A 25,844-nucleotide genomic window follows, 5' to 3' on the forward strand; every position below is an offset into this window, starting at 1 on the left:
CTTTCGTCTAGCCTCTTGTCTATCACAAGCAAGACTTGTCACATAGATTAGGGCAAGTCGAACACCTAAAGTCTCCTGAGCTACCTAAGTCCAGAAATCAGAAAACCAAGAGTAACAAGATTAATTTCAAAGACTATACTAACAAGGGCTAACCATCTACTGATGATTAGCCCTTTTATTTAAAACAAACTCTCTTCAATACTCATCCCATCTAAGAGACCTGTCACAGTAACGCCCAAGAGTCGAATCCCAGTTGATAAACTCTCAAGCTCATCATAAATACGATGGGCTTCCTGCTCAATAACATCAAAAGATTGACTAGCTTCAGGTAAAGTATGCCGTTTGGTTAAGGTTGTAAAATCAGCATAACGAACCTTGATAACAACAGTCTTCCCTAACTTTTCATGTTTAACCAAAGTGTCCGCCACTCGCCTAGCATTTTTAGAAAGTTCAGCTTTGATATCTTCGTCATTGTAAAGGAGTTTACCGTAGGTTCGCTCACTCCCAATGGACTTACGGATACGATTAGGCTTCACTGGAGAATCCGATATGCCACGCGCCTTTCGATACAAATCATAGCCAAAACGTCCAAAATGATCAATCAAGGTCATCTCCGACAATTTAAGTAAGTCTTTACCCTTTTCAACGCCTAAAGCATGCAGCTTTTCCACAGTTTTTTTGCCGACACCGTGAAATTTTTCGATAGGTAATGCTTCTAAGAAACGTTGCGCATCCTCTGGTAAAATCAAGGTTAAGCCAGCCGGTTTCTGAAAATCAGATGCCAGTTTAGCTAAAAATTTATTATAGGACACACCTGCGGAACAGGTTAAGTGTAGCTCATTCCAAATATCATGTTGGATAAGCTTGGCAACCTTCACAGCAGATTTAAGATCAAGCTTATTAACAGTGACATCTAAATAAGCCTCATCAATAGACATAGGCTCGACTAAGTCAGTATAGCGTTTAAAGATCTGTCTAACCTGCATACCAACCTCGCGATATTTGGCATAATTCCCAGATATAAAAACAGCCTGTGGACAACGTTCATAGGCTTCTTTAGAACTCATCGCCGAATGAATCCCAAACTGCCTAGCCTCATATGAACAAGTCGACACTACACCACGCCCCCCAGTTTCCCTAGGATCTTTAGCAATGACAACAGGTTTTCCTCTTAAATCAGGATTATCTCGCACTTCCACCGCAGCAAAAAAGGCATCCATATCAATATGGATAATTTTTCGACTGGTATCATTGACAAGCGGAAAAATCAGCATCAGACAACCTTTCTATAATAAACTTGACACATTCTTATCCTAAATTATACCTTTTTCTGATAATTTCTGCTAAATTTACAAATTTATAATACAGTTAAAGGGATACTTCACAATCTGTACTAGAAAAGAAAAACATCCGTGTCAAGAAATATGCTTGTGAAATCGTTTTCTGGTTGATATAATAATATGTGTAAGGTGTAACAGCTTATTTTGTTACTAGAATTAAAGGAGAAATTCAAATGGCAACTGTCAAAACGAATACAGATGTTTTCGAAAAAGCTTGGGAAGGCTTTAAAGGAACTGATTGGAAAGAAAAAGCAAGCGTTGCTCGTTTCGTACAAGCAAACTATACTCCTTATGATGGAGACGAAAGTTTCTTAGCTGGAGTTACTGAACGCTCACTTCATATCAAAAAAATCATCGAAGATACGAAAGCAGGGTACGAAGCAACTCGTTTCCCAATGGACACACGTCCAACTTCAATTGCTGATATCCCAGCTGGATTCATCGATAAAGAGAATGAAGTCATTTTTGGTATTCAAAATGATGAGCTCTTCAAGCTTAACTTCATGCCAAAAGGTGGTATCCGTATGGCGGAAACTACTCTTAAAGAGAATGGTTATGAACCAGATCCAGCCGTGCATGAAATCTTCACAAAATACGTAACAACCGTTAACGATGGTATCTTCCGTGCTTACACATCAAACATCCGTCGTGCACGTCATGCACACACAGTTACTGGTCTTCCAGATGCTTACTCACGTGGACGTATTATTGGGGTTTACGCACGTCTTGCTGTTTACGGTGCTGACTTCTTGATGCAAGAAAAAGTTAACGACTGGAATGCTATCACAGAAATCGATGAAGAATCAATCCGTCTTCGTGAAGAAATAAATCTTCAATACCAAGCTCTTGGTGAAGTAGTTAAACTTGGTGATCTTTACGGAGTTGATGTTCGACGTCCTGCTGAAAACGTTAAAGAAGCTATCCAATGGGTTAACATCGCCTTCATGGCTGTCTGCCGTGTGATCAACGGTGCTGCTACATCTCTTGGACGTGTGCCAATCGTTCTTGACATCTTTGCAGAACGCGACCTTGCTCGTGGAACATTTACAGAATCAGAAATCCAAGAATTCGTTGATGACTTCGTGCTCAAACTACGTACTGTAAAATTTGGTCGTACAAAAGCTTACGATGCCCTTTATTCAGGTGACCCAACATTCATTACAACATCAATGGCTGGTATGGGTAACGACGGTCGTCACCGTGTGACAAAAATGGACTACCGTTTCTTGAACACACTTGATAACATCGGTAACTCACCAGAACCAAACTTGACTGTTCTTTGGACTGACAAGTTGCCATACGCATTCCGTAAATACTGTATGGCAATGAGCCATAAACACTCTTCTATCCAATACGAAGGTGTCACAACCATGGAAAAAGATGGTTACGGTGAAATGTCATGTATCTCATGTTGTGTATCACCGCTTGATCCAGAAAATGAAGAACAACGCCACAACATCCAATACTTCGGTGCTCGCGTTAATGTTCTTAAAGCGCTTCTTACAGGTCTTAACGGTGGATACGATGATGTTCACAAAGACTATAAAGTATTTGAAATTGACCCAGTAACAGATGATGTTCTTGATTTTGACACTGTTAAAGCTAACTTTGAAAAATCACTTGACTGGTTGACAGATACATATGTAGATGCTCTTAACATCATTCACTACATGACTGATAAATACAACTACGAAGCTGTTCAGATGGCCTTCTTACCAAGTCACCAACGTGCTAACATGGGATTCGGTATCTGTGGATTTGCCAACACAGTTGATACATTATCAGCTATCAAATACGCTACTGTTAAACCTATCCGTGACGAAGATGGCTACATCTACGACTACGAAACTATTGGGGAATTCCCACGCTGGGGTGAAGATGATCCTCGCTCAAACGAATTGGCCGAATGGTTGATTGAAGCATACACAACTCGTCTACGTAGCCACAAACTCTACAAAGACGCTGAAGCAACTGTATCACTTCTTACCATCACTTCAAACGTTGCCTACTCTAAACAAACAGGTAACTCACCAGTTCACCGTGGTGTCTACCTCAACGAAGATGGTACTGTAAACACCTCTAAAGTTGAATTCTTCTCACCAGGTGCTAACCCATCTAACAAAGCTAACGGTGGTTGGTTGCAAAACCTTAACTCACTTGCAAGCCTTGACTTCTCATACGCTGCTGATGGTATCTCATTAACAACTCAAGTATCACCACGTGCTCTTGGTAAATCATTCGACGAACAAGTCACAAACTTGGTAACCGTTCTCGATGGTTACTTCGAAAACGGTGGTCAACACGTTAACTTGAACGTTATGGATCTCAACGACGTTTATGAAAAAATCATGGCTGGTGAAGATGTTATCGTTCGTATCTCTGGATACTGTGTAAACACTAAATACCTCACACCAGAACAAAAAACAGAATTGACACAACGTGTCTTCCACGAAGTTCTTTCAATGGATGATGCTATCCAAGCTTAATATCAAAAAACCTTGCCTTAGGGTAAGGTTTTTTTGTGCCTTTAAAATCCCTATAATAGCCGCAAAGAATTTACCCATTACAGTCTTATAGAACCAAAAAAGTCAGTTCACTCAGAACTGACTTTTATGATAGTCTTAAAATCCTTAATCAAGACGAGCTAATGTCTCTTTCATGACAGCCATTAACTCTTTTCGTTTGGCAATCCATTCTGGACGATCATCCTTTTCATAAGTTCGATTAGTTAGGAAAATGACCGCTTGTTGTTTTTGACGATTAGCCATAATAAAGGGACCTGTATAACCCGTATGGTCAATCCACTCGCCTTCTAAATTCCAACCTAAAGCGCGTGTTTTTCTATCCGAATGGCTGAGATTTTTCCATAAATTTTTGGCGAAATCATCTTTTAAATAATGTTCCAAAAACTTCTCTAAGTCCTTAACAGTTGAAAAGAGACCTGCAGACCCAGCATGCTCCTCTAAAACTTTAGCTTTAGGGTCATGAACCAGACCGTCAGTCACACCTTTTACAGTAGGAACAGCACCTAATCTTGGACCAAAACTAGTCTGTTTCAATCCCCATGGTGCAAAAATTTCCTGATCAAAAAGCTGAGCAAGCGTTAAGCCAGTCATCTCTTCTAGCATAAACCCTAATAAAAGAAAGTTGATATCAGTGTAAAGAAAATCTTTCTTATCCGTCACTGTAATCTGATTGATTGCCTCTTTCAGTGCTACAGCATTTAACTGATCACGATTTGGAATAAAAGGATCAATCCCTGATGTATGTGTTAAAAGTTGACGAATAGTGAGTTCATCTTGTTGAAAAGCTGGATAATAATAAGACAAAGCCTTATCAATCATTAGCTTATCTTGATTCACTAAGAAAGCGATCATGGTAGCAACACCTACAACTTTAGAGACACTCGCCAAATCATAAACCAAATCAGGTTCGACTGGATGGTCCCCATCAATCGTCCCTATATAAAACTCCTGCCACTGTCCACTATCAAAAATAGCCAGACTAGCACCATGATAGAGATCTTGAGTCATTTGTTGATTGATTTTTTCGAGGATTTTTTTCATAGACCTTTATTTAGTAAACCAAATTTCAATATTACTTGGATCTGAAACAACGACTACGCGAGCCTTCTTATCAATGTAAGGAGACAAACCTTTGTCAACCAAATAATCATATAAAGCAACCAAATCATACTCTTCTGATACTTGGAATTCAAAGAATTCAATATCCCAAGTAATTTGAGGTTCAATAGTCAAATCTGGACCTTCTGCTGTCTCAAAAGTCAATTTAAAAGGAAGGTTTCCTTCAAAGACGTCTTGGTAGAATGCTTGACTAGCACTTGAATTGGGAACGTTTAAAACAACTTCTTCCACATGGAAATCCGATAAACCTTTAAATTCCGGATCAAGGTCAACTTCAACAGAAGTCACTTGTTCCAAATCTTCAATAGCATTCTCAGCATGAATTAAGATGGCATCTCCTTGAGGAGATACCGTTTCAAAAGCATATCCTTCTTCACCCTTAAATAGATGGCGAGCTTCAGCACCTCGTGCCAGTAACTGCGCTATCTCAGAAGCCTGAGCTTTGATAACAATACAATTTAACTTCTTAGTACCTTCAACCGCCCTTGTCCGATAAGTTGGAGATTCTTCTATGGTAAAGCGAATTTCTTTAGATGCATGACCAGATAAAAAAGCCAAGGCATTTTCTTCACTAACTAGCTTCATGCCAAGATTTTTTTGTAAGAATTCTAAATTTAAATCTTTTTCTTTTACCCTTATTACTGGTGTCTTAAAGGTAATACCTGTAAATAATGACATAATGTCCTCCTCACTCCTAATTATTGTATGCGAAAATATCTTTTTTGACAAGAAATTATATGTAAGTTAGAGATTTTGATGAGGGTTATTTACATTTCAAGATTTTTTCAGTAAACTGGTAGAATGGCTGAAAATATTATCTTACATCTCATACAAATTTTCTTGGTAGTAGCCATTATTACCATCACAAGTTACCTCATTTTTCATATTAAAAAACATCGTATTAATCCATTTAAACGTTTTTGGATGGGCTTTGGGATTGGTTTAATCACCGATCTTCTCGATACACTGGGAATTGGGTCATTTGCTACGACAACAACTTTATTCAAAGCGACTAAGATGATTGACGATGATAGTCAACTACCAGGAACCATGAATGCCGTTCATGTTATCCCTGTTCTCATTCAATCACTTTGCTTTATCCTAGTCGTTAATGTCGAGCCTCTAACACTCGTTAGTATGGCTGCCGCTTCCTTTGTCGGTGCTCTCTTTGGAACAAAACTCACTAAAAACTGGCACACACCAACCGTCCAAGCTATACTAGGTACACTTCTTATCATTGCTGCATTTATCAGTATCTACCGCATGTGGACTAATCCTGGCGCCGATATTGTTGACAGCGCCCACGGTCTAGAAGGCATTTGGTTAGTCGTCGGTATCGTTTTCAATCTCATCATCGGTGTCTTAATGACTATGGGGCTTGGTAATTATGCTCCTGAGTTGATTTTTTTCTCACTGATGGGATTAAGCCCTGCTGTCGCAATGCCAGTCATGATGCTTGATGCTGCTATGATTATGACTGCCTCCACAACCCAGTTTGTAAAAAATAATCGTGTTAGTTGGAATGGCTATGCCGGTATGGTTTTTGGAGGGATTGTTGGTGTTTTAATCGCTGTTGCTTTCCTGTCAAATCTCAACCTCAATAGTTTGAAAGTGCTTGTCATCGTCATTGTACTCTTTACAGGAAGCATGTTAATTCGCTCATCCTTAAAACCTCAACTCAAGGATAAACAAAGCAGATACCATTAAACGATATAAAGGACGACCAACTTTGATAGATTTTCCTAAAAAGTAGTTGTCCTTTTCATCAGCTAAACAAAAAAATCCCTGAAACAGTTTCAAGGATTTTTTATTTAGCTTATGCGTAAAGTAATTTGTAAAGCGCTACTGCTGCGATACTTGCAAGGATTGGAGCCAAAACTGGAACCCATGCATACCACCATCTTGAGCCACCTTTGTGGTCTCCAAGAACTGATTTTGGTAGGAGATGGTGCAACAAACGTGGACCGAAGTCACGCGCTGGGTTAAGACCAGGACCAGTAGGACCACCAAGACTAGCAACAAGTGCCATAACAAGGAAACCAAGAGCCATATGAGAAACAGCTTGTCCAGCGTTAAGGTGTGCACCGATTTGTACTTTAGCTGTAATATCTGATGTATTCAAACCTTGTGTTGTAGCAAATTGAGCAACTTCTGCACCAAAGAAATTTTTGGTCATTGCCATAGCACCCAAAAATAGAACGAATGATCCGAAAAATTCATTAATGAAGCCGTTAATTTGCGCACCTTTACGAGTGTCGACAACATCAGTATCAAGAGCTGAAATCGTTGAGAAAGAACCCAAGATATGACCTGAATTTTCAGTAGCTAAATAGTAAGGACGGTAAGCTGCCACAACAACTGCTTGACCTGCCATAGCACCAAGAATTTGAGCAATGATATAAGGAGCTACTTGTGCCCATGGGAAGTAACCAGAAACCGCTAAACCAAGTGTGAAAGCTGGATTGATGTGGTTACCAGAAACATTACCAAACATAAGAGCAGGGATCATAACACCCATACCGTAACCAACTGCAATGGTTAACCAGCCACTCGCATGACCTTTTGTGCCTTTAAGTTCCACATTGGCAACAGCTCCATTTCCTAAAATAATAAGAAAAGCTGTTCCAAGAAATTCTGTAATATATTTTACAGTCCATGTAACATCCATGATTTTAAATATCCTTTCGAATTAGTGAATTTTTTATTTTTCGACATTCACCATTTTATCAAGTATAATGGATAAAGTAAAGCTAATCTCAAAATTAAAACGTTTACTTAAGGAGATTGTCTATGAAATACAACCAATATAGCTATATTCCAACCCCATCAAATCAAGTCTACCAAGAAATGAATGAGTTGGGCTTTTCCATCTCTCCAGAAAAGTCTTTAAAAGCCAATCTGGAAGCCTTCACACGTAAAATCCTATCCTTACAATTCCAAGATACCGACTATGCCTTATCGACTATGATTGCAGACTTTGACTGTGACCTCCTATCATTTTTTCATAGTCAGCAAGACTTGACTGAGAAGCATTTCAATACTATCGCTCTTCAATTGCTTGGATTTGTCCCAAACGTTGACTTTACAGACGTAGCTAAGTTTGTTGAGGAAATTGCTTTTCCAGTGTCATTCACCGAAGGTGACCGAGCCCTATACCACCTCTTAGCCACTCGCACTCAGTCTGGTAATACGTTGATTGATAGCCTAGTTGCTAAAAACTTGATTCCTATTACCAATGACTATCACTATTTTAACGGAAAAAGTCTGGCAACCTTCGATACACATGATGTCATTCAGGAAATTGTCTACGTAGAATCAGGGGTTGATACCGATAACGATGGTCAAATCGATCTCGTTAAAGTTTCTATTATCCGACCTAAAACTAGTAGGAAACTACCTGCTATGATGACAGCTAGTCCCTATCATCAAGGTGTGAATGAACCAGCTAGTGATCGTTTAACACACAAAATGGAAGGGGAGCTTCTCAAAAAAGAGAAGGGGAACATTTCTGTCGAAAAACAAGACATCACCCTTCTAACATCAGACAGCGATGCCAAAGAAGTACAAGAAACCGAAGAAACCTTCTTGTATCCAAATAGTTACACTCTCAATGACTATATGTTAGCACGTGGTTTTGCCAATGTTTATGTATCAGGAATCGGTACCATCCAGTCTGATGGCTTTATGACGACTGGCGATTACTATCAAGTGCAGGCCTACAAAGCCGTTATAGACTGGTTAAATGGACGAGCACGTGCCTTTACCAGTCGTGACCGAAAACGCAGCATCAAAGCCGCTTGGACAACTGGTAAGGTAGCAACAACAGGACTTTCTTACTTAGGAACCATGTCAAATGCTTTAGCAACAACAGGAGTCCAAGGGCTCGAAGTAGTCATTGCCGAAGCAGGTATTTCTTCATGGTATAACTACTATCGTGAAAATGGTTTGGTTACAAGCCCAGGAGGCTATCCAGGAGAGGATCTAGATACACTAACAGAGTTTACCTACTCACGTAACCTGGCTGCTGGAGACTACCTTCGTCAAAATGATAAGTATCAAGAGTTTCTTAAAGAACAAAGCGCAGTCATTTCCCGTGAAACTGGCGACTACAGCCAATTCTGGCATGATCGTAACTACGTCATTCACGCTGACAATGTAAAAGCCCGTGTCGTCTTTACCCATGGAACACAAGATTGGAATGTTAAACCGATCAATGTTTACAATATGTTTAACGCTCTACCAGACCATGTTTCTAAACATCTCTTTCTACATCATGGCGCCCATATTTATATGAATGCTTGGCAATCCATTGATTTTAGAGAATCGATGAACGCTCTTTTAAGTCAACTTATTTTGAAACAAGATAGCCAATTCGATTTACCAAAAGTTATCTGGCAAGATAATACGGTAGAGCAAACATGGCAAACTCTTGATACATTTGGTAGTAGCCAAAATGAAAGTTTAGCGCTTGGTTCTGGTCAACAGATTATTGAAAACTGCTATGATGAAGAAGAGTTTACTCGTTACGGCAAAGATTTTAATGCTTTTAAAGCTGATTTATTCGATGGTAAAGCTAATGCCATAACACTTGATTTAGAAATTCCTAAACACTTCCGTATCAATGGCCGCATCAAGCTTAACCTTACAGTCAAATCAAGCACTGATAAAGGGCTTCTTTCCTCTCAAATCTTAGAACTTGGTAGTCAGAAATACCTACAAGCGATCCCTACACCTAAAGGAAATAGTGTTGATAATGGTCGTTTCTTCCAAATGGAAGCTTTGCGAGAGTTACCTTTCAAAGAAACTAGCTCGCGCGTTATTACCAAGGGGCATCTTAACCTTCAAAATCGCTATGATTTACTAAGTATTGAAGAAATCAGTCCTAATCAGTGGATGACCTTCTCACTGGAGCTACAACCAACCATCTATGACATCAAAGATGGGGCAAAACTGCGTGTCATTTTATACACCACAGACTTTGAACACACTATTCGAGATAATTCAGATTATCAACTGACCCTAGATTTAGACCAGTCTTCTATTCAGATACCAATTGATTTAATCAGTTAATTTAGCCTAAGTAGCTACAAGCAACTCATCAAAATCAAGAAGACCTGACTGACTTCTTTTAAATTCAAAAGGCATAGATTCAATGTTTTTAACAACATCATTCTATGTCTTTTTCTATGTTCTAAAATGTCTATCCACCTTCTGTGCATTGCCACATCACACTTGATGCCCTCAAAAAATCACCCCTTGAATCTTCAAGGGATGAAATCTAACTTTATTTATGCGCGTGAACGAAATCTACTGTTAAACCAGTTGAATTACGTACCAATTCTTTCACATCTGGATTTTGAAGTCCTTGTGAATTGAGGTAGTAAATTGGGTTATAAAGTGCATTGTCATACAAAGCTTTTTCAGCTGCTTTGTAGTTCTCAGCTGCTTTTTGTGGATCCATAGCATTTTCAGTAATAGCTGATTTATAAGCCTTGTCATAATCAGCATTTGATGATTTACCATAGTTATAAGCAGCATCTGATGTGAAGAGCCCGTAGAAAGTTGATCCTTCTGGATAGTCACCACCCCATGAAACAAGAGCAACTTCAAAGTTTTGATTCTTAGTATCTTCTAAACGTTGTTTAAAGGTTACAAATTTTTCTTCAACAGTCAATCCAGGTAGAGCTTCTTCCCATGTACTCTTGAGATAATCAACTGCATTCTTGGCTGCTGGTGAATCTGAATCTGCTGTAACTATCAATGTTAAGGAATCTTGTCCCAACTCTTTTAACCCTTCTTCAAAGAGTTTAGTTGCTTCTTTAGCATCGTATTGATAACCAGGTGCTACAAATTCCGTTAAATCGTCACCATTTTCTAAAGTTTGAAGACCAGTTGGAACAAGTGCAGTCGCTGGAATTGACCCCGTATCCACTGCTGCTTCTACAATTCCCTCACGGTCTGTCGCTAAGTTAAGAGCTTGACGAACCTTATCATTCATCAATGCTTTAACGTTACCTGTTTGATTGTAAACCATGTAAGTCGTACGGGCTGCTGGTACATCAACCACATCTTTGTTTTTCTTGTTGGCGTTATAGATAGCTGATGTTCCTGAAATATCAGCAAAGTCCAAATCACCCTGTTTATACATTTGAACAGCTGTATCAGGTTTTTTAATCACCTCAACGTTGACCGTTTCAGTTTCTACATTTTTGGCATCCCAATATTCTTTATTCTTAACGAGTTTAAAACCACCATTTGAACCATTCCAGCCCTCAACCTTATAAGGTCCAGAATATAGCATATCCTCTGATGTTGTTGCATAATCCTCACCAGCTTTTTCCACAAATTCTTTTTTCTGTGGCAAGAAGTTAGAGAAGGCAAGGTAGTTCATAAATTGCGGTGCAGGATTGGTCAAGGTAAAGATAACCTTGTTACCTTCAGCTTTGACACCAAGTTTGTTGAGATCTTTTTCCTCACCACTGTTAATCTTATCAGCATTTTCCAAGTGAGCCTCAACTGCTAAATAAGCATACTCTGATGCCGTCTTAGGATCAACAATACGTTGCCATGAATAAACGAAATCTTCCGCAGTCAAGTCACTACCATCTGACCACTTAAGACCATCACGAAGGGTTGCTGTATAGGTCAAGCCATCTTCAGAAACATCCACTTTTTTAGCCAAGTCAGGACGTGTCCCATTTTTACCATCCAAACGCAACAAGTTACCACCAGAGTTACCAATAGCGACGTTTGAATATTGGTCTGTATTTTTAGAAATATCCAAAGTTGAAATATCCGTTGGAACATACCAATTAATCGTATCCTTGTCACCTTCAGCTGACTTTGAAGAACCACCATTACCACATGCTGCTAAAACAGCAACAGAGGCAAAAGCAATAGCTCCATATCCTAAACGCTTCCAAGTAGCTTGCTTAACTAATACCATACTCATAACTCCTATCATTCATCTATCTCACTATAAAACAGACGAAATTTTCTAAAAATTGTTATGTTAGCTAGTTTAACACAAGTTTTTTAAAAAAGGAATACTTTTTTGACAATTTTCTGAATTTTATTTCGATTTTATATTTAAACAATAAATAGTCGTATAAATGCACATATCATACTGACATGACTTCTTAGTTGTATAAGAAAACATTTTCCAAGATATTTCAGTCATTTTGTCCTGAAGCTCAAACATGATATAATACTAGATGATCAGTCATTACATGACATTCTGATCCAGTTTGGATCACTATGATAATTAAACAAGGGAAAAACCCTTGATACGAAAGGAATATAGAAAATACTATGATGAACATGCAAGACTTGTTCCACGATTTTTTAAATATTGCAATCGTTAGAAATGTTAATTTAAAGCCTTTCTTGATTTACTAAATTAAACTAAAATCACTTAAAGTTTTATCAATAAGACAAAAAATAGACAATAGCAGTATCTTCCTTGTAATCAAAATGACACTATCATACATATGTGATAGTGCTATTTTTGATAATAGTGGCTTGTCTAGGATACTCTGTAAGTGCTCCGTAGTAAAATATCTAACAATCCTCTTACTCCTACAGTATACTAGTAGAAATAGAATTGAAGGCTATTGTAATGACACAACCAACCTATTGTTCCTTTGAAAATCCAATGAGAGTGGCGATTCCTTTCCTTGGTTATGGGGTGTAAGAACTGGATTTTTCTCAAAGCTTTGATGGCGCTAAGCGCCATGATCTTAACACATGACTTATCTTCCTAACGAGGAAATCCTCGTAAATACGGACGTTCTAGAGGCTTGTTTACCGTGGATAGAAAGTATTCAAAACAAGTGTAAGTAGAAAAGCATTCCAGAGTCAATCCTGACTTTGGAATGCTTTTCTATTACCTCGTTATTGGTCGCTTACCTTCTTTTTATCATTACCAAAACATTATTTCTAAATTCTCCTCTTAACTTTAAATTTTGATATTAATAATACGATCACATTCATTCGCGACCTCCAAATCATGTGTTACTATAACTATAGTTTTTCCATTTTGATTCATTTTCTTTAATAATTGTATGATACTGTCTCTATTTGTTTTATCAAGCGAACCGGTTGGTTCATCTGCGAGTACCAAAGAAGACGGTTTCAAAAAGACCCGTGCTACAGCTATTCGTTGTTGTTCGCCACCTGATAACTCCGAAACTTTCGAATCTAACTTTTCTTCTAGACCAAGCTTAGCTAATACAGCTTTGATTTTATATATTTTTTCTTTCTTACTGCAATTAACATATTTTAAAGCTAACAATAAATTATATCTTACTGTTTCGTTATCAATTAAAGCAAAATTTTGAAACAGGTAACTAATCTCTTCTCTTATTATCTTTTGTGACATTCTAGAATTTATTTTTATATTTTCATTTCCCCCAAAGGAATAGGTTCCAGAAAATTCATCATCAATTAGCCCTATAATATTAAGCAATGTCGTTTTTCCACTACCACTTGGTCCAACAAGTGCTACAAACTCACCTTTCGATATATTTAAAGAAAAATTATTAAATACTTCCTTATTTCCTATTTTTTTATATAAATTAATAATTGATATCATATTTCCCCTCTCTTCAATTGTTCAGATAGTTTTCTTTGTTCATAATGATAAGCTAGAGATAACACTAATAACACATCTAAAATCACATAGAGAATATAGCTCACAAAGACAGTAAAGGTTACTTTACTAAAAATAAGTATAAGTAATGAAATCATATGCATCGTTCCAATAATCACTAAGAATGAAGCATATCGATCAACTAATTTCCATCCTAAAAATTTCATCGTATTTTGATACTGATGACGGCAAATAAAACCAATTAAAATCATAAAATAGGAAATCGCAATATTTATTAAGATTAGAATAAATAGCATGAATAAAAAATTATTTCTACCTGCTCTTAAAGAATCAACCATATTTTGCCGAATATCATGCAATGTCGAAAATTTTATTTTGGTATTCTCATCATAAGTAGTAACAATTCTGTTTGCAGTTTGAAAATTCTTTTTTGATTTTGGAATCTTCAATGGATTACTAATTCCAGTATTCGTAAGGTAAGCTGCTTCCTCAAATAATAAATTGTCACCCACTACAGATATAATTGGCTCTTTAAAATTCTGAGGTATATTTTCATTATACGGAAATAAATCAACATGCTTTTTATAATAAATAATGTCAACTGGAAGTTTATTAACATCTGTATTTTTCTGCTCGTCATAACTTAATTGCGACCGATAAATATGTCTCACAAGTTTTGTGAGATTCGTTTTTTGATAACTTTCTGGAACTAAAAAGAGTTTCTTATTGTCAGTTATTTTAGAAGAAAAGCCATGAGCTTTTAAATAGTTATGATTAACATATAATATTTCTACCTTATTAAACCCTTTAATACGATAAGTTTCATAAGCATTTATATAGTCACTTTTGATATATTGTGCACCTGTTTCTCTTTCCAATCTATGATATATGGTCGTAAAATAGTCATTAGCTTTAGACTGGTTAGATTGCATAGCTTGCCACAATTCATCGCTTGGAGAATAATTTTCTATGGTTATAAAATGACTCCCATTTCTATCCCATCGTTCCTGATAGGTCATTTGTTTATTCATATCCATTAGTGTTTTAGAAATCGTTACAAACCCAACCAACACAGATAACGTTATTAAGCCTTTAAAAAAGTAATTCAAAAACATTCCAATTTTAAATCCAGAAAAACCCTTTAACATTTTTGGTATGGTAACTCTCTCAATGACAGTATAAACAAGTAAGCTGGATATTAAATAAGTAAATAATAGAAAAAGCTGCCCCCAGATTAAGCTCATAAATAAATATTGCGGATAGGTATTCAAAAAAAGAAGACAACTCACATCAAATAAGATCGCAGAAAATAAAATAATAAGAACATTCGGAATAGTATACTCAAGAAAAATGTTCATACTAGTAAAACCAATTAATTTCTTCACTCCAATTTTCTTTAATTGTGTTAGCGGTTGATAGGTAGCACTAAGAAGCAACATTAGTATTGAAATCATAAATATTACTACTGTAATAAGAAATACTTGATTAACGTAATCAACTTTCGAACCAAAGTTCTCATCCAAAAGATTCTTTTTACTAATACCAAAATGAGAACTTAAATCTGAAATGAGCTGATCTTTGTCAAACTCATAGGTTGATACAACAGCATATTTCCCATTTATGGAATGAGTTTGATCGGAAAAATAGTGTGATAACAATTGAAGTGATATTGGTTTTGCATTTAAAAAAGTCTCTATATCACCGAGTTTGTTTTCGACATCCATGTTGGAATATTTTCCAGAAGGATTAGAAGAAAAATCTATTTTGTTAATGCCAAAATTTTTTGATGGAAAAGTTGATTTATAAATCAAAGCAGACTTTATAACTTCTGATCCATTGTTATCTGTTTTAACAATAGATACCTTATATTTCTTTGTTAACTGATAAAAATAGTCCATCACCTCAGCAGGACTTTGCTTTTGATTTGTTAAATAAAATTTAACAGTATAAAGTCCATCTTCTATATTATTGATACGATTTATTTCATTTGTTCGAAAAACATTGACAATGATTAAACTAAAACAAATTGTGAGTAACACGCAACAAGTCTTTACTATTTTACCCATATACCACTCCTTCTAAGAGAAAAAGTCTTCTAGTACTTAGACTAGAAGACTCTCTGCTTAAAAACCATAAAAGTATTCTAAACCAGTAGGTGGGATTTTAGTAATGGATGCCTTCGCCCATAAACCAGCACCTTGACGTTGAGAATTTACTAGTTTTCCATTTTTAACGCTAGCAGTATGACTACGACTCGGATGATGGTAATTAGAATAACCATAGGTTCCGGTATAACCAACACCGTAGTTCCAAGTACCGCCGTCAACAGATGCAGCAAAAGCTGTTCCCGAAACTAAGAATCCACCCACTAATAACGAAACAACAAATAATTTTTTAATTTTTCCAATCATATTGCACTCCCCTTAAATAAAAATTACTTTAATGGAATATCTTTATTTAAAACATCGGAATCACTCCTCTCCTCTCATTTTGAAAAAACCACATATTTGAAAACGTTTTCTATATAATGTATTCTATTATTTTTTTTGCTTTATGTCAATATTTTATGTAACTGTATATGCAATAAATGAATTTTCTAAAAGATGATAAAGAAAAAATCAATACATGCCTCCAAAATATAAAATAAAAGCTTGGGGCAAAAAGATTCCTAGAAAATCCCTAAACTATCAAAGAGCGCATCAAGCTTTTCTGAGTAAAATCAGTTATATAGCTTAATTTTTTATTTTGATTTTCAAAAAATATGCTATACTTTTGTTAGATTATAACCTAACAAAAAACTAGGAGGTGCTATGTTTTCAGAAAAACGTCTAAAAGAACGGCGAACTGCTTTAGGCTATTCACAAAGTCAGATTGCTAACTACTTGGGAATTAACCGAGCTTCTTACAATCAATGGGAGTCTGGAAAAACAAAACCTAATCAAAAAAATCTAGAATTAGTCTCTGACTACTTAGGAGTTGAAAAAGCGTATTTTGAATCAGAATACCCCATTGTTTCATCTTACTTACAACTCACCCCAGTGAACCAAAAAAAATTAGAAGATTATGCTAATGTATTACTAGATGTTCAAAATAGAGTTATTGAGCGATTTCCTATACAAGTTATTAATGATATTAGACTATCAGCTGGTTCTGGGGAAATGGTTGGAGATGAATACGCAAGACTTGTTCCATGATTTTTTATGTCTTGTAATCATCAGAAATGTTGATTTTAAGCCTTGTAAATTTTGCTAAATTAAACTAAAAACACTTAAATTTATATCAATAAGACAAAAAATAGACAATGGCAGTATCTTCTTTGTAATCTAAAAACCGCTTTACTTGATGAAGTAAAACGGTTTTTGTTTTGTTAAATTATTTTCCAATTATAACTGATATTTCTTGAAGGGCAACCTTTTATCACTATTAGATAAAAACAGTTCTAATAAATTTCCTAGCTTCATCATAAACATCTGCACTAATATCTTCATATTTCGTAAATGTTTTTTCAACCCAGTTATTTCCATGACCACTTATATCTGGAACAAATCTTTCTATTTCACCACACTCTAGAACATAAATATTATTCTCTTTTAAGAAGTCAACGATTTGTTTAAATAATCTTACACAATCGCCTTGCGGAATTACGGCTTTTCCCCCAGTTTTTAAAAGTTTCAAATTATTAACATCTCTCAATAAAGATTTCATTTGTTCTGCCGTTTTTGATGAGATATACTTATCTTCATTGAATAGTGAATTAATTTCAGCTCTTATTACTTCTTGTGTTTTGACTTGGGAATTCGTTTCTTTTTGAAAATTCTCTAAAAATTTCTTATGTTGTACTGCTATTTCATTGTAACACTCAGGGATAGCAGAATTTAACAATTGCTTTAAGCTATCTATATTATTTATTAAATCAATATCAGCTATAATCCGATAATCAATGTTAAGCTCTTTCAATAACGGTACTATTTTTTTTAACTGCTCTTTTCCACCAACTGCACAAAATAAAGTATTTTGGTAAATTGTCAACTCCTCATGTTCTAGTATTGCAGAATAAAATTTACAATCACTCTCGTTCTCACATAGTACAACTTGATTATAAAATAATCCATTAAGAATGTTGGTATATTTCAGATTTTTATCACTAGAAATCCTATTAATACTATCATTATCAACTAAGTTAAATGTATTATAATTGTCAAGCCTATCTATTTTTATTATTTTTACTCTTGAAGAATCCTCTTCTAGGACACCTCTAATAAAATCAATATTATGCGTTGAAATAAACAATTGTTTACCAGTAGACAACTTAACCATGTTTTTCCCTAATATTTTTGCTTGAGGTGGATGCAAAAAAGTCTCAGGTTCATCAATTAGAAATAATGAGTGCTCACTCACAATTACAGACGATAGAATGGCGACAGCAGTTCTTATCCCATCTCCTTGATTGTGTAAATCTTCAAATGACCTCAACTTATTTACTTTTTCTCGACTATTTGAGTCAATTGCATCTGCAATGGCTTGACTTTCACCGATTTTATATTTCTTAATCAAATGACCGTCTACATAATCTTCATAAACTTCAACTGAGCTTTGAAAACCTAAATCCAGAGCTTGGTTTAGGTCAGTGATTAAATCAAAATCTTTTTCTAGTTTTTGAACAATATTCAAACTTTGATTATCAACCACTAAATTAAAATTTATTGGTCTAGTGAGACTTAAGCGATTCTCAGTGGATAAAAATGAAAACATTGCTTTATAATAATCTTTTTCATCTGAAATATTAGTAAAAGAGTGCTCGTCAAAAGTATGAGAATTGCTATCTCGGTACTTTGTCCTCTACTTCCTTGACATAAATAACAATTGTGTTTATATTGGAGATACAACAATACAATACAGTATATGAAAGGAATGCCATATCTATGACAATTATCAAAAAAATGACTTATCTGGCTGCCTGTCTCCCATTATTTGCTCTCTTTATTTTACCTGACATAGTTATGTCTAAATCATGGACAAATCAGCACACATATCCCTTATATCAAACAATGCTAGGTTGTAGCTTGGTTATACTAATTGTTTATCTTGCATATCGTCTCGCTAATTATTGGAATCTGATTCAGTTTAATCGTCGTTTTTTTAATTGGAAAACCCTTATTCTGCTAGGAATTACTTATGCTATAGCTACCCTGATCAATCAAATAGGTACTGCTTGGTTAGATGCATTGGGTTCTTCAGCTTCTTCGAAGCATCAGGAAATGCTGGAGACTTTGAAAAGAATGCCACTCATCTTTAACTTTTTATCCATGGCTGTTTTACCATCTATGTTCGAGGAACTCATTTCTCGAGGTATCCTCATGAAAAAAATATTTGGTTTTGGACGCCTCAAATGGATTGGACTCGTAGTCTCTAGTTTGATTTTTGCAGCTCTTCATGGACCAGCAAATCTACCAAGCTGGTTGATGTACACTGGCCCAGGTTTTTTGATGGGCTATCTCTATCTAAAAACAGATAATTTAGCTTATCCTATTGCTCTACATTTTATTAATAATGTAACTACTATTATAACAATCTATCTCTAAATCCTACCGCCAACTCAACCCTTACTTCTTCAATTAAAAACAAACAGACCATTTAAAAAAATCGTCTGTTTGTTTTTTTTATGACCTATTGTGATAATTCCATTATAATGTTGTTTCAATAATGCAACCATAATATGTTCTTTTCATTCCAAATCACTTTTCTTCTCAGCCCAGTCTTTTTAAATTATCATTAAAAAACCAACTTGGATGTATACTATAAAAGTAGACAAAACTTTGTGTGTTACAATCTGTTTTAAAAGACACAAAAACAAAAGGACAACCTATGTCAACATTTAAACGCTACGATGAAGAATTCAAACAATCTCTTGTCAACCTTTATCAAAATGGAAAAACTCAGTCTGAACTCTGTAAAGACTATGGGGTATCCGCTTCTGCGCTTGCAAAATGGATCAAACAATATTCTCAAGTCAAACTCGAAGATAATTCTGTACTTACCTCCAAGCAAATAAAAGAGCTACAAAAACGTAATGCGCAGCTTGAAGAGGAGAAACTTATCCTAAAAAAAGCAAGTGCCATATTCATGCAAGACTTAAAGTAAGACTCCTCGCTGTCTATCGGTTACGCTTTGAACACGCCACAACAACCTTGTGTCGTGTTTTACGTGTCAATCGCTCCACTTACTATAAATTTCTAAAACATAAGCCCTCAATTTCCAACCTTTTTCTTTTAATTATATCAAAATTGATTTCAATATTTTAAAATTCAGAAAATAAGAAAATCAATTTTATATTTAATAAGGTAGGCATAAATTCTTTTATAAAATAATCACTTAATATTATTTGTAACAAACTTAGCAATCGATTTCGAAATATACTCCGCTAATCCATCACCAAATTTATCAATGTTTTTTCTAAATTCTAGATTATTATAATAGGTGTTACCAATTATGCCAAAAACCTCTAAAGTGCAATCAAAAGCATATTTATTTAATGTATCATAGAGTTCTAAACAAGTATTTTGCACTTCCTTCTCTTTTGGTCGTATCTCTCTATCCATTGCTTGTGCAAACTTTATAAAAATATCGTTAAAGTATTCATTAACTTCTAATTCTATACCTTTTTGTCTCTTTGAAGTTTCAATCATAACTTCTTTACCAAATTGTTCTAACGCTTTACTTTGATATTCAATATTATCTAACAACGTGAAACCATCAAATTTATTGGATGCTCGATTCTCAAGTCTTAATTTCTTTGCATCAATTGTTCTTTGTATATTCTCCATAAGAACTAAAATTTTATTTTTCTCATCGGCTAGCATTTCTAATTGAGATTGTAATACTTTGATACTATCAAAATCTTTTTCATTCATTATTTTTCTTATTTTTTCAAGAGAAAATCCAAGAAATCTATAGTATCTAATTATTTTTATCTTTTCAATATCTTCATTTGTGTAATATCGATATCCATTTTCAGATTTATCTGCCTTTAATAGTCCAATTTGGTCATAATGATGAAGGGTTCTAATGGTGACTCCTGAAATTTGTGCTGCTTCCTTTATTAAATACATATCTTCTCCTCACATTATTCTATCATAAACACTTGACTTTAACGTAGCGTCAAGGTATATAATTTTTTTACTAACAAAAGGAGAAAATACTATGCAGCTACATTTAATCGAGTCTGATAAAATTTATAAAAAAATTTTAGAGACAACAATTGAAAAAAGAGATGAGGTTTTTAAACAAAACCTACTAGTTCCTTTTAGAAAGAAATTTGAAAAGCAACATATTTCATTTGATGAGAATGTGCCTTTTAATGTTATGACCTTAATGAGTTTTATGCATAAGATGCCGAAGGATCTTGTAGAAGAAGATATTTCATTCATCAACCGTTTTGATGAAAACTTCTGGGAAAATATAACAACTGCCTTTCATCGTTCAATAGAAGCTTTCACATCTCAAGATGTAAAATTACCTGTAGAAGACTATTATCTAACAGCGTTATTAGGGAATCCTAGTAGTCCAATGATAGCTATTAATGAAAACTATAGCGGTGATGGTGGAATTCCAGGTTATATTTTTCTTTCCCTTGTTCCAAATGATTATACAATAAATAGAATACCATCTGCAGTTGCTCATGAATGTAATCATAATATTAGATATCAATTTATTGAATGGGGTAAAGGTCCACTTAAAGAAATGATTGTGTCTGAAGGTCTCGCCGAAAACTTTGCTGAAAAAATGTATGGAAAAGAAAATATTGGACCATGGGTTACAAAGAATGATATAGATACCTTAAATAAAGTTATTAAACCAATACTAAAAGAAAATCTTCATATAGATAATATGCAAGAAGCAATGCCTTATCTATATGGGGATGAAATAACTAAAATGCAGGGCGGTAAAACTGTTGGACTTCCTTATGCATCTGGTTATACATGTGGCTATTATCTCATTAAATATTATTTACAAAAAACTGGATTATCTATTGAAAAAGTAACATTAAAAACTGCGGATGAAATTCTAAGTGAAGTAGATGAATTTTGGACTTAAATTTCATAATTGTATTGTAATTTCAATTACGATAGATTCAACATCCATATTAAAAATGACTATCTGAATACAAACAAGCTTGTTAATTCAACCACTTCTTCCAATCTTATCTCAAGCCTATGACACTTTTCCTTTCCTATGCTATAATGTTACGGTAATCACTTTTACTAAGGAGAATAAAACCTCATGATGAATATGCAAAACATGATGAAGCAAGCACAGAAACTCCAAAAGCAAATGGAGAAGAAACAAGAGGAGCTTGCTGCTACTACTTTCACTGGCAAATCAGCTCAAGATTTGGTTGTTGTTGAGTTTTCAGGCGATAAAAAATTAACCAACATCAATTTCGCTGAAGCTGTCGTTGATCCTGAAGATGTCGAAACACTTCAAGATATGACAACACAAGCTATCAACGATGCCCTTAGCCAAATTGATGCAGCGACTCAAAAAACAATGGGTGCCTTCACTAACAAATTACCATTCTAAACCTCATAAAAAGCCCTTTCCACTGTGGAAAAGGCTTTTTTACTATCTTTTTAACGACGCCTCTTTGGCTAATTCTAGACAAGAAGACTTCGTATGACAATGAGGAACAAGTGAGTTTACGTGTTTTTGGCGTGTGACCTGCCTTGGAAAAGTCCCAATAGGACGGTTGAAAAGTTTTATGACAGACAGGACAAAGATAAATGACTTGTCTTGAAAAATAATAGCTCGACCATAATAATCCTACAATATAGACTACTCCAATAAACCAGGCAAAAGGTTTCAGCCAAGTGATTTTTGGGAATTGTTGGGCTAGGAAGATGCTGATAATCAGTAAGAAAACGAAAGCAAACGTTGTTGCTAATATTTTTAACTGTAGACGACGGTGTGCTTTTTGATTTGACATGATGAGTGACATGTCTTGTAAACTATCAACAGCAACATCTTCTTGCTTTTCTAGCTTGTCAAGCAGATTGACAGCCGTGTCAAGTTTAAGAGTTTTTTGGTCAATCTCTTGCTTGAGGTCTGAAACGTGACCTTCCAAAAGTAACTGTAACACTTGATCCGAGTGCTCTTCAACTAGCATTTCTTGGATATCCTTAATCGAAAAATCAAGGTCTCTGAGAAAACAAATCCATCTCAGTCGCTCCAAATCTGACTCAGAATACCGCCTGCGACCACCTTCTGTGAGGTCACCCTGCGACCACCTTCTGTGAGGTCACTAGGTATCAGGATACCACGTTGATCGTAATACTGAACCGTACGAATCGAAACACCAGCTAGTTTAGCCATTTCTCCTGTTGTATAGGTTACAGACATCTCTTCACCTCCTTTAATAGTGATACAGAAAATGACTAGCTATAAGATTTTCCTAGCAGGCGAACTCTGTCCTGTTAATTTATCCTATAAAAAATAATCACCTATTTCTCTGTTCACCCATATACTAGCACATGACCCAAGGTCACGAGCAAGGGGTAACCTAAGGTGATTTTTTATTTTTTAGAAAAAGAAAAAATAGACTAGGCGACGAAGCCATCGTTAGAACTAACTTGTTTCTTTCTTACGTTCAAGCAACAACCTGAAACAAGTCAACGATGCATCGTTTTAATTTTTAAAGTGTATAAGGTTGACATCTCTGTCAATCAAACCATCCACCCAAAGCAGCAAAAGGATTATCACCATGACTTTCTTCCTGCTCTTCTAAGTAAGACTTGTTACTATCAAACTCTAGAAATCTTTCATAAACAAGAGCTGTCATACGTGCATCTTCCAAGCTGTCATGACCTTTTCCTTTAATCCCTAAAAAGTCTGCTACCGTCTGTAATTTGAGATTAGCAATACCGTTCAAATCACTACTTCTACGCTCAAACGCCTCATCATACAAATCAACAACATAGCTTGATGCCACATCCAGACCATTCTCAGCTAAAATCGGCAAATCAGATTTATGAGCATTATAACCAATAAGAGCAGCTCCACGGATGAAGTCTGCAAAATCTGACAATACTTGTTCTAGCTTGGGGGCATGTGCAATTTTTTCAGACGTAATACCTGTCAAACCATTGATAAAACTTTGTAAGGGAACCTCACTATAGACGTAGCTGTCAAAATGTGCCACTTCCTCATGATTAACAAACTTAACTGCCGATAACTGAATGATATGACTAACGTCATTAACCGTGTTGAATTCTAAATCAAAAGCTACATATTGATCTAAGTTTTCCATCGTTTTCTTTCCTCTATTCTAAAAAAGACCCTTTCGGGTCGTTCATTTATTTATTCTTTTTAAACACGCGCGCAAAGAGCCCTCTTTTAACAGCTTCTTCGTGTTTCTCTTGGATTTCTTGGGCTTCATTTCGAGCTTGATTTGCTTCTTCTTTAGCTTCTTCAAGTTCCAACTTCAAGGTTTCCTTGTCCTGCATAGCTGTCAAGGTCAATTGCTGTTGTTGATCAATTTGTTTGTCTTTCTCAGCAATCTGAACATCCTTAACCCTCATCTGCTCATCTTTAGCAGCTATCTGAGCATCTTTGGCTTTCAACTGCTCATAAAGACGCGTAATTTCAGAATTCTTTTCATCAATCAAGAGCTCTAAAACTTCACGCTGTTTCGTCTCCTCATCAATAGGGTCATCTTCAAAAATCGTCTTTTTGTAAATTTCCTCCAGCTTAATAAGCCCACTACGATTGACGACTGTCACGCCCTTATCATTTTTTTCCACATCCTCTTCTGGAAGTGTCTTGATTCGATTGTTAACCGCTTGACGACTAACACCTAAAATTTCAGCTAGTTCACTGACTGTCTTTTCAATAGCCATCTGATCCTCTTTTACTCTTTACTTATAAAAATAGTATCACAAAGGCTTTTTGATGTCAATTTAGGTCCTACATCAAGTCTAAAAAGATCTTATCCTGCATTTCTCACGTCAACTTATGCTAAAATAAAAGCATGACACATTTTGATACGATTATTATTGGTGGAGGGCCTGCAGGTATGATGGCAACTATCTCAAGCAGCTTCCACGGGAAAAAAGCACTCCTTTTAGAAAAGAATCGCCGACTTGGTAAGAAGCTAGCAGGTACTGGAGGAGGCCGCTGCAATGTCACAAACAGTGGAACACTTGAAGACTTAATAGAAGGTATTCCAGGTAACGGGCGCTTCCTCTACAGCGTCTTTTCCCAGTTTGACAACCATGATATTATTGCCTTTTTTGAAGACAATGGGGTTAAACTTAAAGAAGAAGACCACGGTCGTATGTTTCCTACAACGGACAAATCGCGCACCATTATCCAAGCTCTCGAAAATAAAATTTCAGAGCTCGGTGGTCACATCAAAACACAGTTTGAAGTCGTTTCTGTTAAGAAAAAAGACGATATCTTTACGGTAAAATCTGCCGACACTGAATTCACTTGCGACCAACTGATTGTTACAACAGGTGGTAAAGCATATCCATCAACTGGCTCTACGGGTTTTGGACATGATATTGCTCGTCATTTTAAACTTGAAGTTACCGATATCGAAGCAGCGGAAAGCCCACTATTAACAGATTTTCCACACAAACCCTTGCAAGGCATCTCCCTGGATGACGTAACCCTATCTTACGACAAGCACATCATCACTCACGATTTGCTCTTTACCCACTTTGGCTTGTCAGGGCCTGCAGCTCTGCGACTCTCATCTTTTGTTCGTGGTGGGGAAATCCTCTCATTGGATGTGCTTCCTAAAATGACAAGAGAAGAAATCAGTCAATACCTCACAGCAAACCGTGATAAGTCTATCAAAAATGGACTGAGGGGACTCATTCCTGAACGTCTGGCCGAATTCTTCTCTGAAGGATTGCCCGAAAAAATCAAACAAATGGATCCAAAGCAAACTGAAAGCTTGATTGATAAACTCAAGGAAACCAAGATCCCTGTCACTGGTAAGATGAACCTGACTAAGTCATTTGTCACTAAAGGTGGCGTCGATCTCAAAGAAATCAATCCCAAAACCCTTGAGAGTAAGAAGGTTCCAGGCTTGCACTTTGCTGGTGAAGTTCTTGATATCAACGCCCACACAGGTGGCTTCAACATTACTTCTGCCCTTTGTTCTGGTTGGGTGGCTGGTGCCCTTCATTATTAATCCTTAAAAAGTAACAAGTTTTTCTTGCTACTTTTTTTCTTTTTTGATAAACT

The 25,844-nt window shown here is 35.8% G+C and carries 20 protein-coding genes and 2 pseudogenes; 9 read left to right on the top strand and 13 right to left on the bottom strand.

Features of this window, described 5'->3' with window-relative positions; genetic code table 11:
• Positions 1–179: 179 nt before the first annotated feature.
• On the bottom strand, positions 180–1,274 hold the full coding sequence (gene dinB / locus C0J00_RS09020; RefSeq protein ID WP_104968537.1) for a DNA polymerase IV: 1,095 nt from the start codon (positions 1,272–1,274) through the stop codon (positions 180–182).
• Between the two features lie 239 nt (positions 1,275–1,513).
• Between dinB and pflB the strand changes: the two genes are divergently transcribed.
• On the top strand, positions 1,514–3,826 hold the full coding sequence (gene pflB, locus C0J00_RS09025; protein WP_104968538.1) for a formate C-acetyltransferase: 2,313 nt from the start codon (positions 1,514–1,516) through the stop codon (positions 3,824–3,826).
• Positions 3,827–3,970: 144 nt separating this feature from the next.
• Here the strand turns inward: pflB and C0J00_RS09030 are convergent, their stop codons facing one another.
• Complete coding sequence (locus C0J00_RS09030; RefSeq protein ID WP_104968539.1) at positions 3,971–4,906, bottom strand: serine hydrolase domain-containing protein; 936 nt, start codon at positions 4,904–4,906, stop codon at positions 3,971–3,973.
• A gap of 6 nt (positions 4,907–4,912) precedes the next feature.
• A complete protein-coding gene (locus tag C0J00_RS09035) occupies positions 4,913–5,662 on the bottom strand; it encodes a CppA N-terminal domain-containing protein (protein ID WP_104968540.1) in 750 nt (249 codons plus the stop codon).
• A 123-nt stretch (positions 5,663–5,785) separates the two neighbouring features.
• Here C0J00_RS09035 and C0J00_RS09040 point away from each other — a divergent pair, with 123 nt between their 5' ends.
• Positions 5,786–6,691, top strand: coding sequence for a sulfite exporter TauE/SafE family protein (locus C0J00_RS09040; protein ID WP_104968541.1), 906 nt, complete (start codon positions 5,786–5,788; stop codon positions 6,689–6,691).
• A 109-nt stretch (positions 6,692–6,800) separates the two neighbouring features.
• Here the strand turns inward: C0J00_RS09040 and gla are convergent, their stop codons facing one another.
• Positions 6,801–7,652 (bottom strand): aquaglyceroporin Gla, encoded by an 852-nt coding sequence (gene gla / locus C0J00_RS09045; protein WP_104968542.1) that lies wholly within the window; start codon positions 7,650–7,652, stop codon positions 6,801–6,803.
• A 122-nt stretch (positions 7,653–7,774) separates the two neighbouring features.
• Here gla and C0J00_RS09050 point away from each other — a divergent pair, with 122 nt between their 5' ends.
• Positions 7,775–10,054 carry a Xaa-Pro dipeptidyl-peptidase gene (locus tag C0J00_RS09050; protein ID WP_104968543.1) on the top strand — a complete coding sequence of 760 codons (2,280 nt, stop codon included), beginning with the start codon at positions 7,775–7,777 and terminating at the stop codon, positions 10,052–10,054.
• 214 nt (positions 10,055–10,268) lie between these two features.
• Here the strand turns inward: C0J00_RS09050 and C0J00_RS09055 are convergent, their stop codons facing one another.
• From C0J00_RS09055 to C0J00_RS09070, 4 genes are all read right to left on the bottom strand, one after another.
• Positions 10,269–11,930, bottom strand: coding sequence for a peptide ABC transporter substrate-binding protein (locus C0J00_RS09055; protein WP_104968544.1), 1,662 nt, complete (start codon positions 11,928–11,930; stop codon positions 10,269–10,271).
• Positions 11,931–12,941: 1,011 nt separating this feature from the next.
• Complete coding sequence (locus tag C0J00_RS09060; protein ID WP_104968545.1) at positions 12,942–13,577, bottom strand: ABC transporter ATP-binding protein; 636 nt, start codon at positions 13,575–13,577, stop codon at positions 12,942–12,944.
• A complete protein-coding gene (locus tag C0J00_RS09065) occupies positions 13,574–15,661 on the bottom strand; it encodes a hypothetical protein (protein ID WP_104968546.1) in 2,088 nt (695 codons plus the stop codon). The genes C0J00_RS09060 and C0J00_RS09065 overlap by 4 nt, the downstream gene beginning before the upstream one ends.
• 57 nt (positions 15,662–15,718) lie before the next feature.
• Positions 15,719–16,003, bottom strand: coding sequence for a lactococcin 972 family bacteriocin (locus tag C0J00_RS09070; protein ID WP_233995894.1), 285 nt, complete (start codon positions 16,001–16,003; stop codon positions 15,719–15,721).
• A gap of 402 nt (positions 16,004–16,405) precedes the next feature.
• On the opposite strand from C0J00_RS09070, the gene C0J00_RS09075 reads away from it, so the two are divergent.
• The gene (locus C0J00_RS09075; protein ID WP_104968548.1) at positions 16,406–16,789 is read left to right on the top strand and encodes a helix-turn-helix domain-containing protein; all 384 of its coding nucleotides are present in this window, start codon (positions 16,406–16,408) and stop codon (positions 16,787–16,789) included.
• Positions 16,790–17,018: 229 nt separating this feature from the next.
• Here C0J00_RS09075 and C0J00_RS09080 read toward each other — a convergent pair whose 3' ends face one another.
• Entirely contained in the window at positions 17,019–18,347 is a 1,329-nt protein-coding gene (locus C0J00_RS09080) for an ATP-dependent nuclease (protein ID WP_104968549.1), read from the bottom strand.
• Between the two features lie 170 nt (positions 18,348–18,517).
• On the opposite strand from C0J00_RS09080, the gene C0J00_RS09085 reads away from it, so the two are divergent.
• Both C0J00_RS09085 and C0J00_RS09090 read left to right on the top strand, forming a co-directional pair.
• Positions 18,518–19,177 carry a CPBP family intramembrane glutamic endopeptidase gene (locus C0J00_RS09085; RefSeq protein WP_104968550.1) on the top strand — a complete coding sequence of 220 codons (660 nt, stop codon included), beginning with the start codon at positions 18,518–18,520 and terminating at the stop codon, positions 19,175–19,177.
• A 283-nt stretch (positions 19,178–19,460) separates the two neighbouring features.
• Positions 19,461–19,885: pseudogene (locus C0J00_RS09090) on the top strand (transposase); the annotation flags it as partial.
• 78 nt (positions 19,886–19,963) lie between these two features.
• Here C0J00_RS09090 and C0J00_RS09095 read toward each other — a convergent pair.
• Positions 19,964–20,704, bottom strand: a complete 741-nt coding sequence (locus C0J00_RS09095; protein WP_104968551.1) for a MerR family transcriptional regulator — start codon at positions 20,702–20,704, stop codon at positions 19,964–19,966.
• A 91-nt stretch (positions 20,705–20,795) separates the two neighbouring features.
• Here C0J00_RS09095 and C0J00_RS09100 point away from each other — a divergent pair, with 91 nt between their 5' ends.
• Together C0J00_RS09100 and C0J00_RS09105 are read left to right on the top strand one after the other, a co-directional pair.
• Positions 20,796–21,689, top strand: coding sequence for a DUF2268 domain-containing protein (locus C0J00_RS09100; RefSeq protein WP_104968552.1), 894 nt, complete (start codon positions 20,796–20,798; stop codon positions 21,687–21,689).
• Between the two features lie 186 nt (positions 21,690–21,875).
• Complete coding sequence (locus tag C0J00_RS09105) at positions 21,876–22,175, top strand: YbaB/EbfC family nucleoid-associated protein (RefSeq protein ID WP_104968553.1); 300 nt, start codon at positions 21,876–21,878, stop codon at positions 22,173–22,175.
• A gap of 42 nt (positions 22,176–22,217) precedes the next feature.
• On the opposite strand, the pseudogene C0J00_RS09110 reads toward C0J00_RS09105, so the two are convergent.
• From C0J00_RS09110 to C0J00_RS09120, 3 genes and pseudogenes are all read right to left on the bottom strand, one after another.
• Positions 22,218–22,991: pseudogene (locus tag C0J00_RS09110) on the bottom strand (MerR family transcriptional regulator).
• 319 nt (positions 22,992–23,310) lie between these two features.
• Positions 23,311–23,898 carry a 3'-5' exonuclease gene (locus tag C0J00_RS09115; protein ID WP_104968554.1) on the bottom strand — a complete coding sequence of 196 codons (588 nt, stop codon included), beginning with the start codon at positions 23,896–23,898 and terminating at the stop codon, positions 23,311–23,313.
• Positions 23,899–23,944: 46 nt separating this feature from the next.
• A complete protein-coding gene (locus C0J00_RS09120) occupies positions 23,945–24,487 on the bottom strand; it encodes a DUF536 domain-containing protein (protein WP_104968555.1) in 543 nt (180 codons plus the stop codon).
• A gap of 131 nt (positions 24,488–24,618) precedes the next feature.
• Here C0J00_RS09120 and C0J00_RS09125 point away from each other — a divergent pair, with 131 nt between their 5' ends.
• Positions 24,619–25,791 carry a BaiN/RdsA family NAD(P)/FAD-dependent oxidoreductase gene (locus tag C0J00_RS09125; RefSeq protein WP_104968556.1) on the top strand — a complete coding sequence of 391 codons (1,173 nt, stop codon included), beginning with the start codon at positions 24,619–24,621 and terminating at the stop codon, positions 25,789–25,791.
• Positions 25,792–25,844 lie beyond the last annotated feature (53 nt).

The organism is Streptococcus pluranimalium (genome assembly GCF_002953735.1).
In the GTDB taxonomy this organism is placed as follows: domain Bacteria; phylum Bacillota; class Bacilli; order Lactobacillales; family Streptococcaceae; genus Streptococcus; species Streptococcus pluranimalium.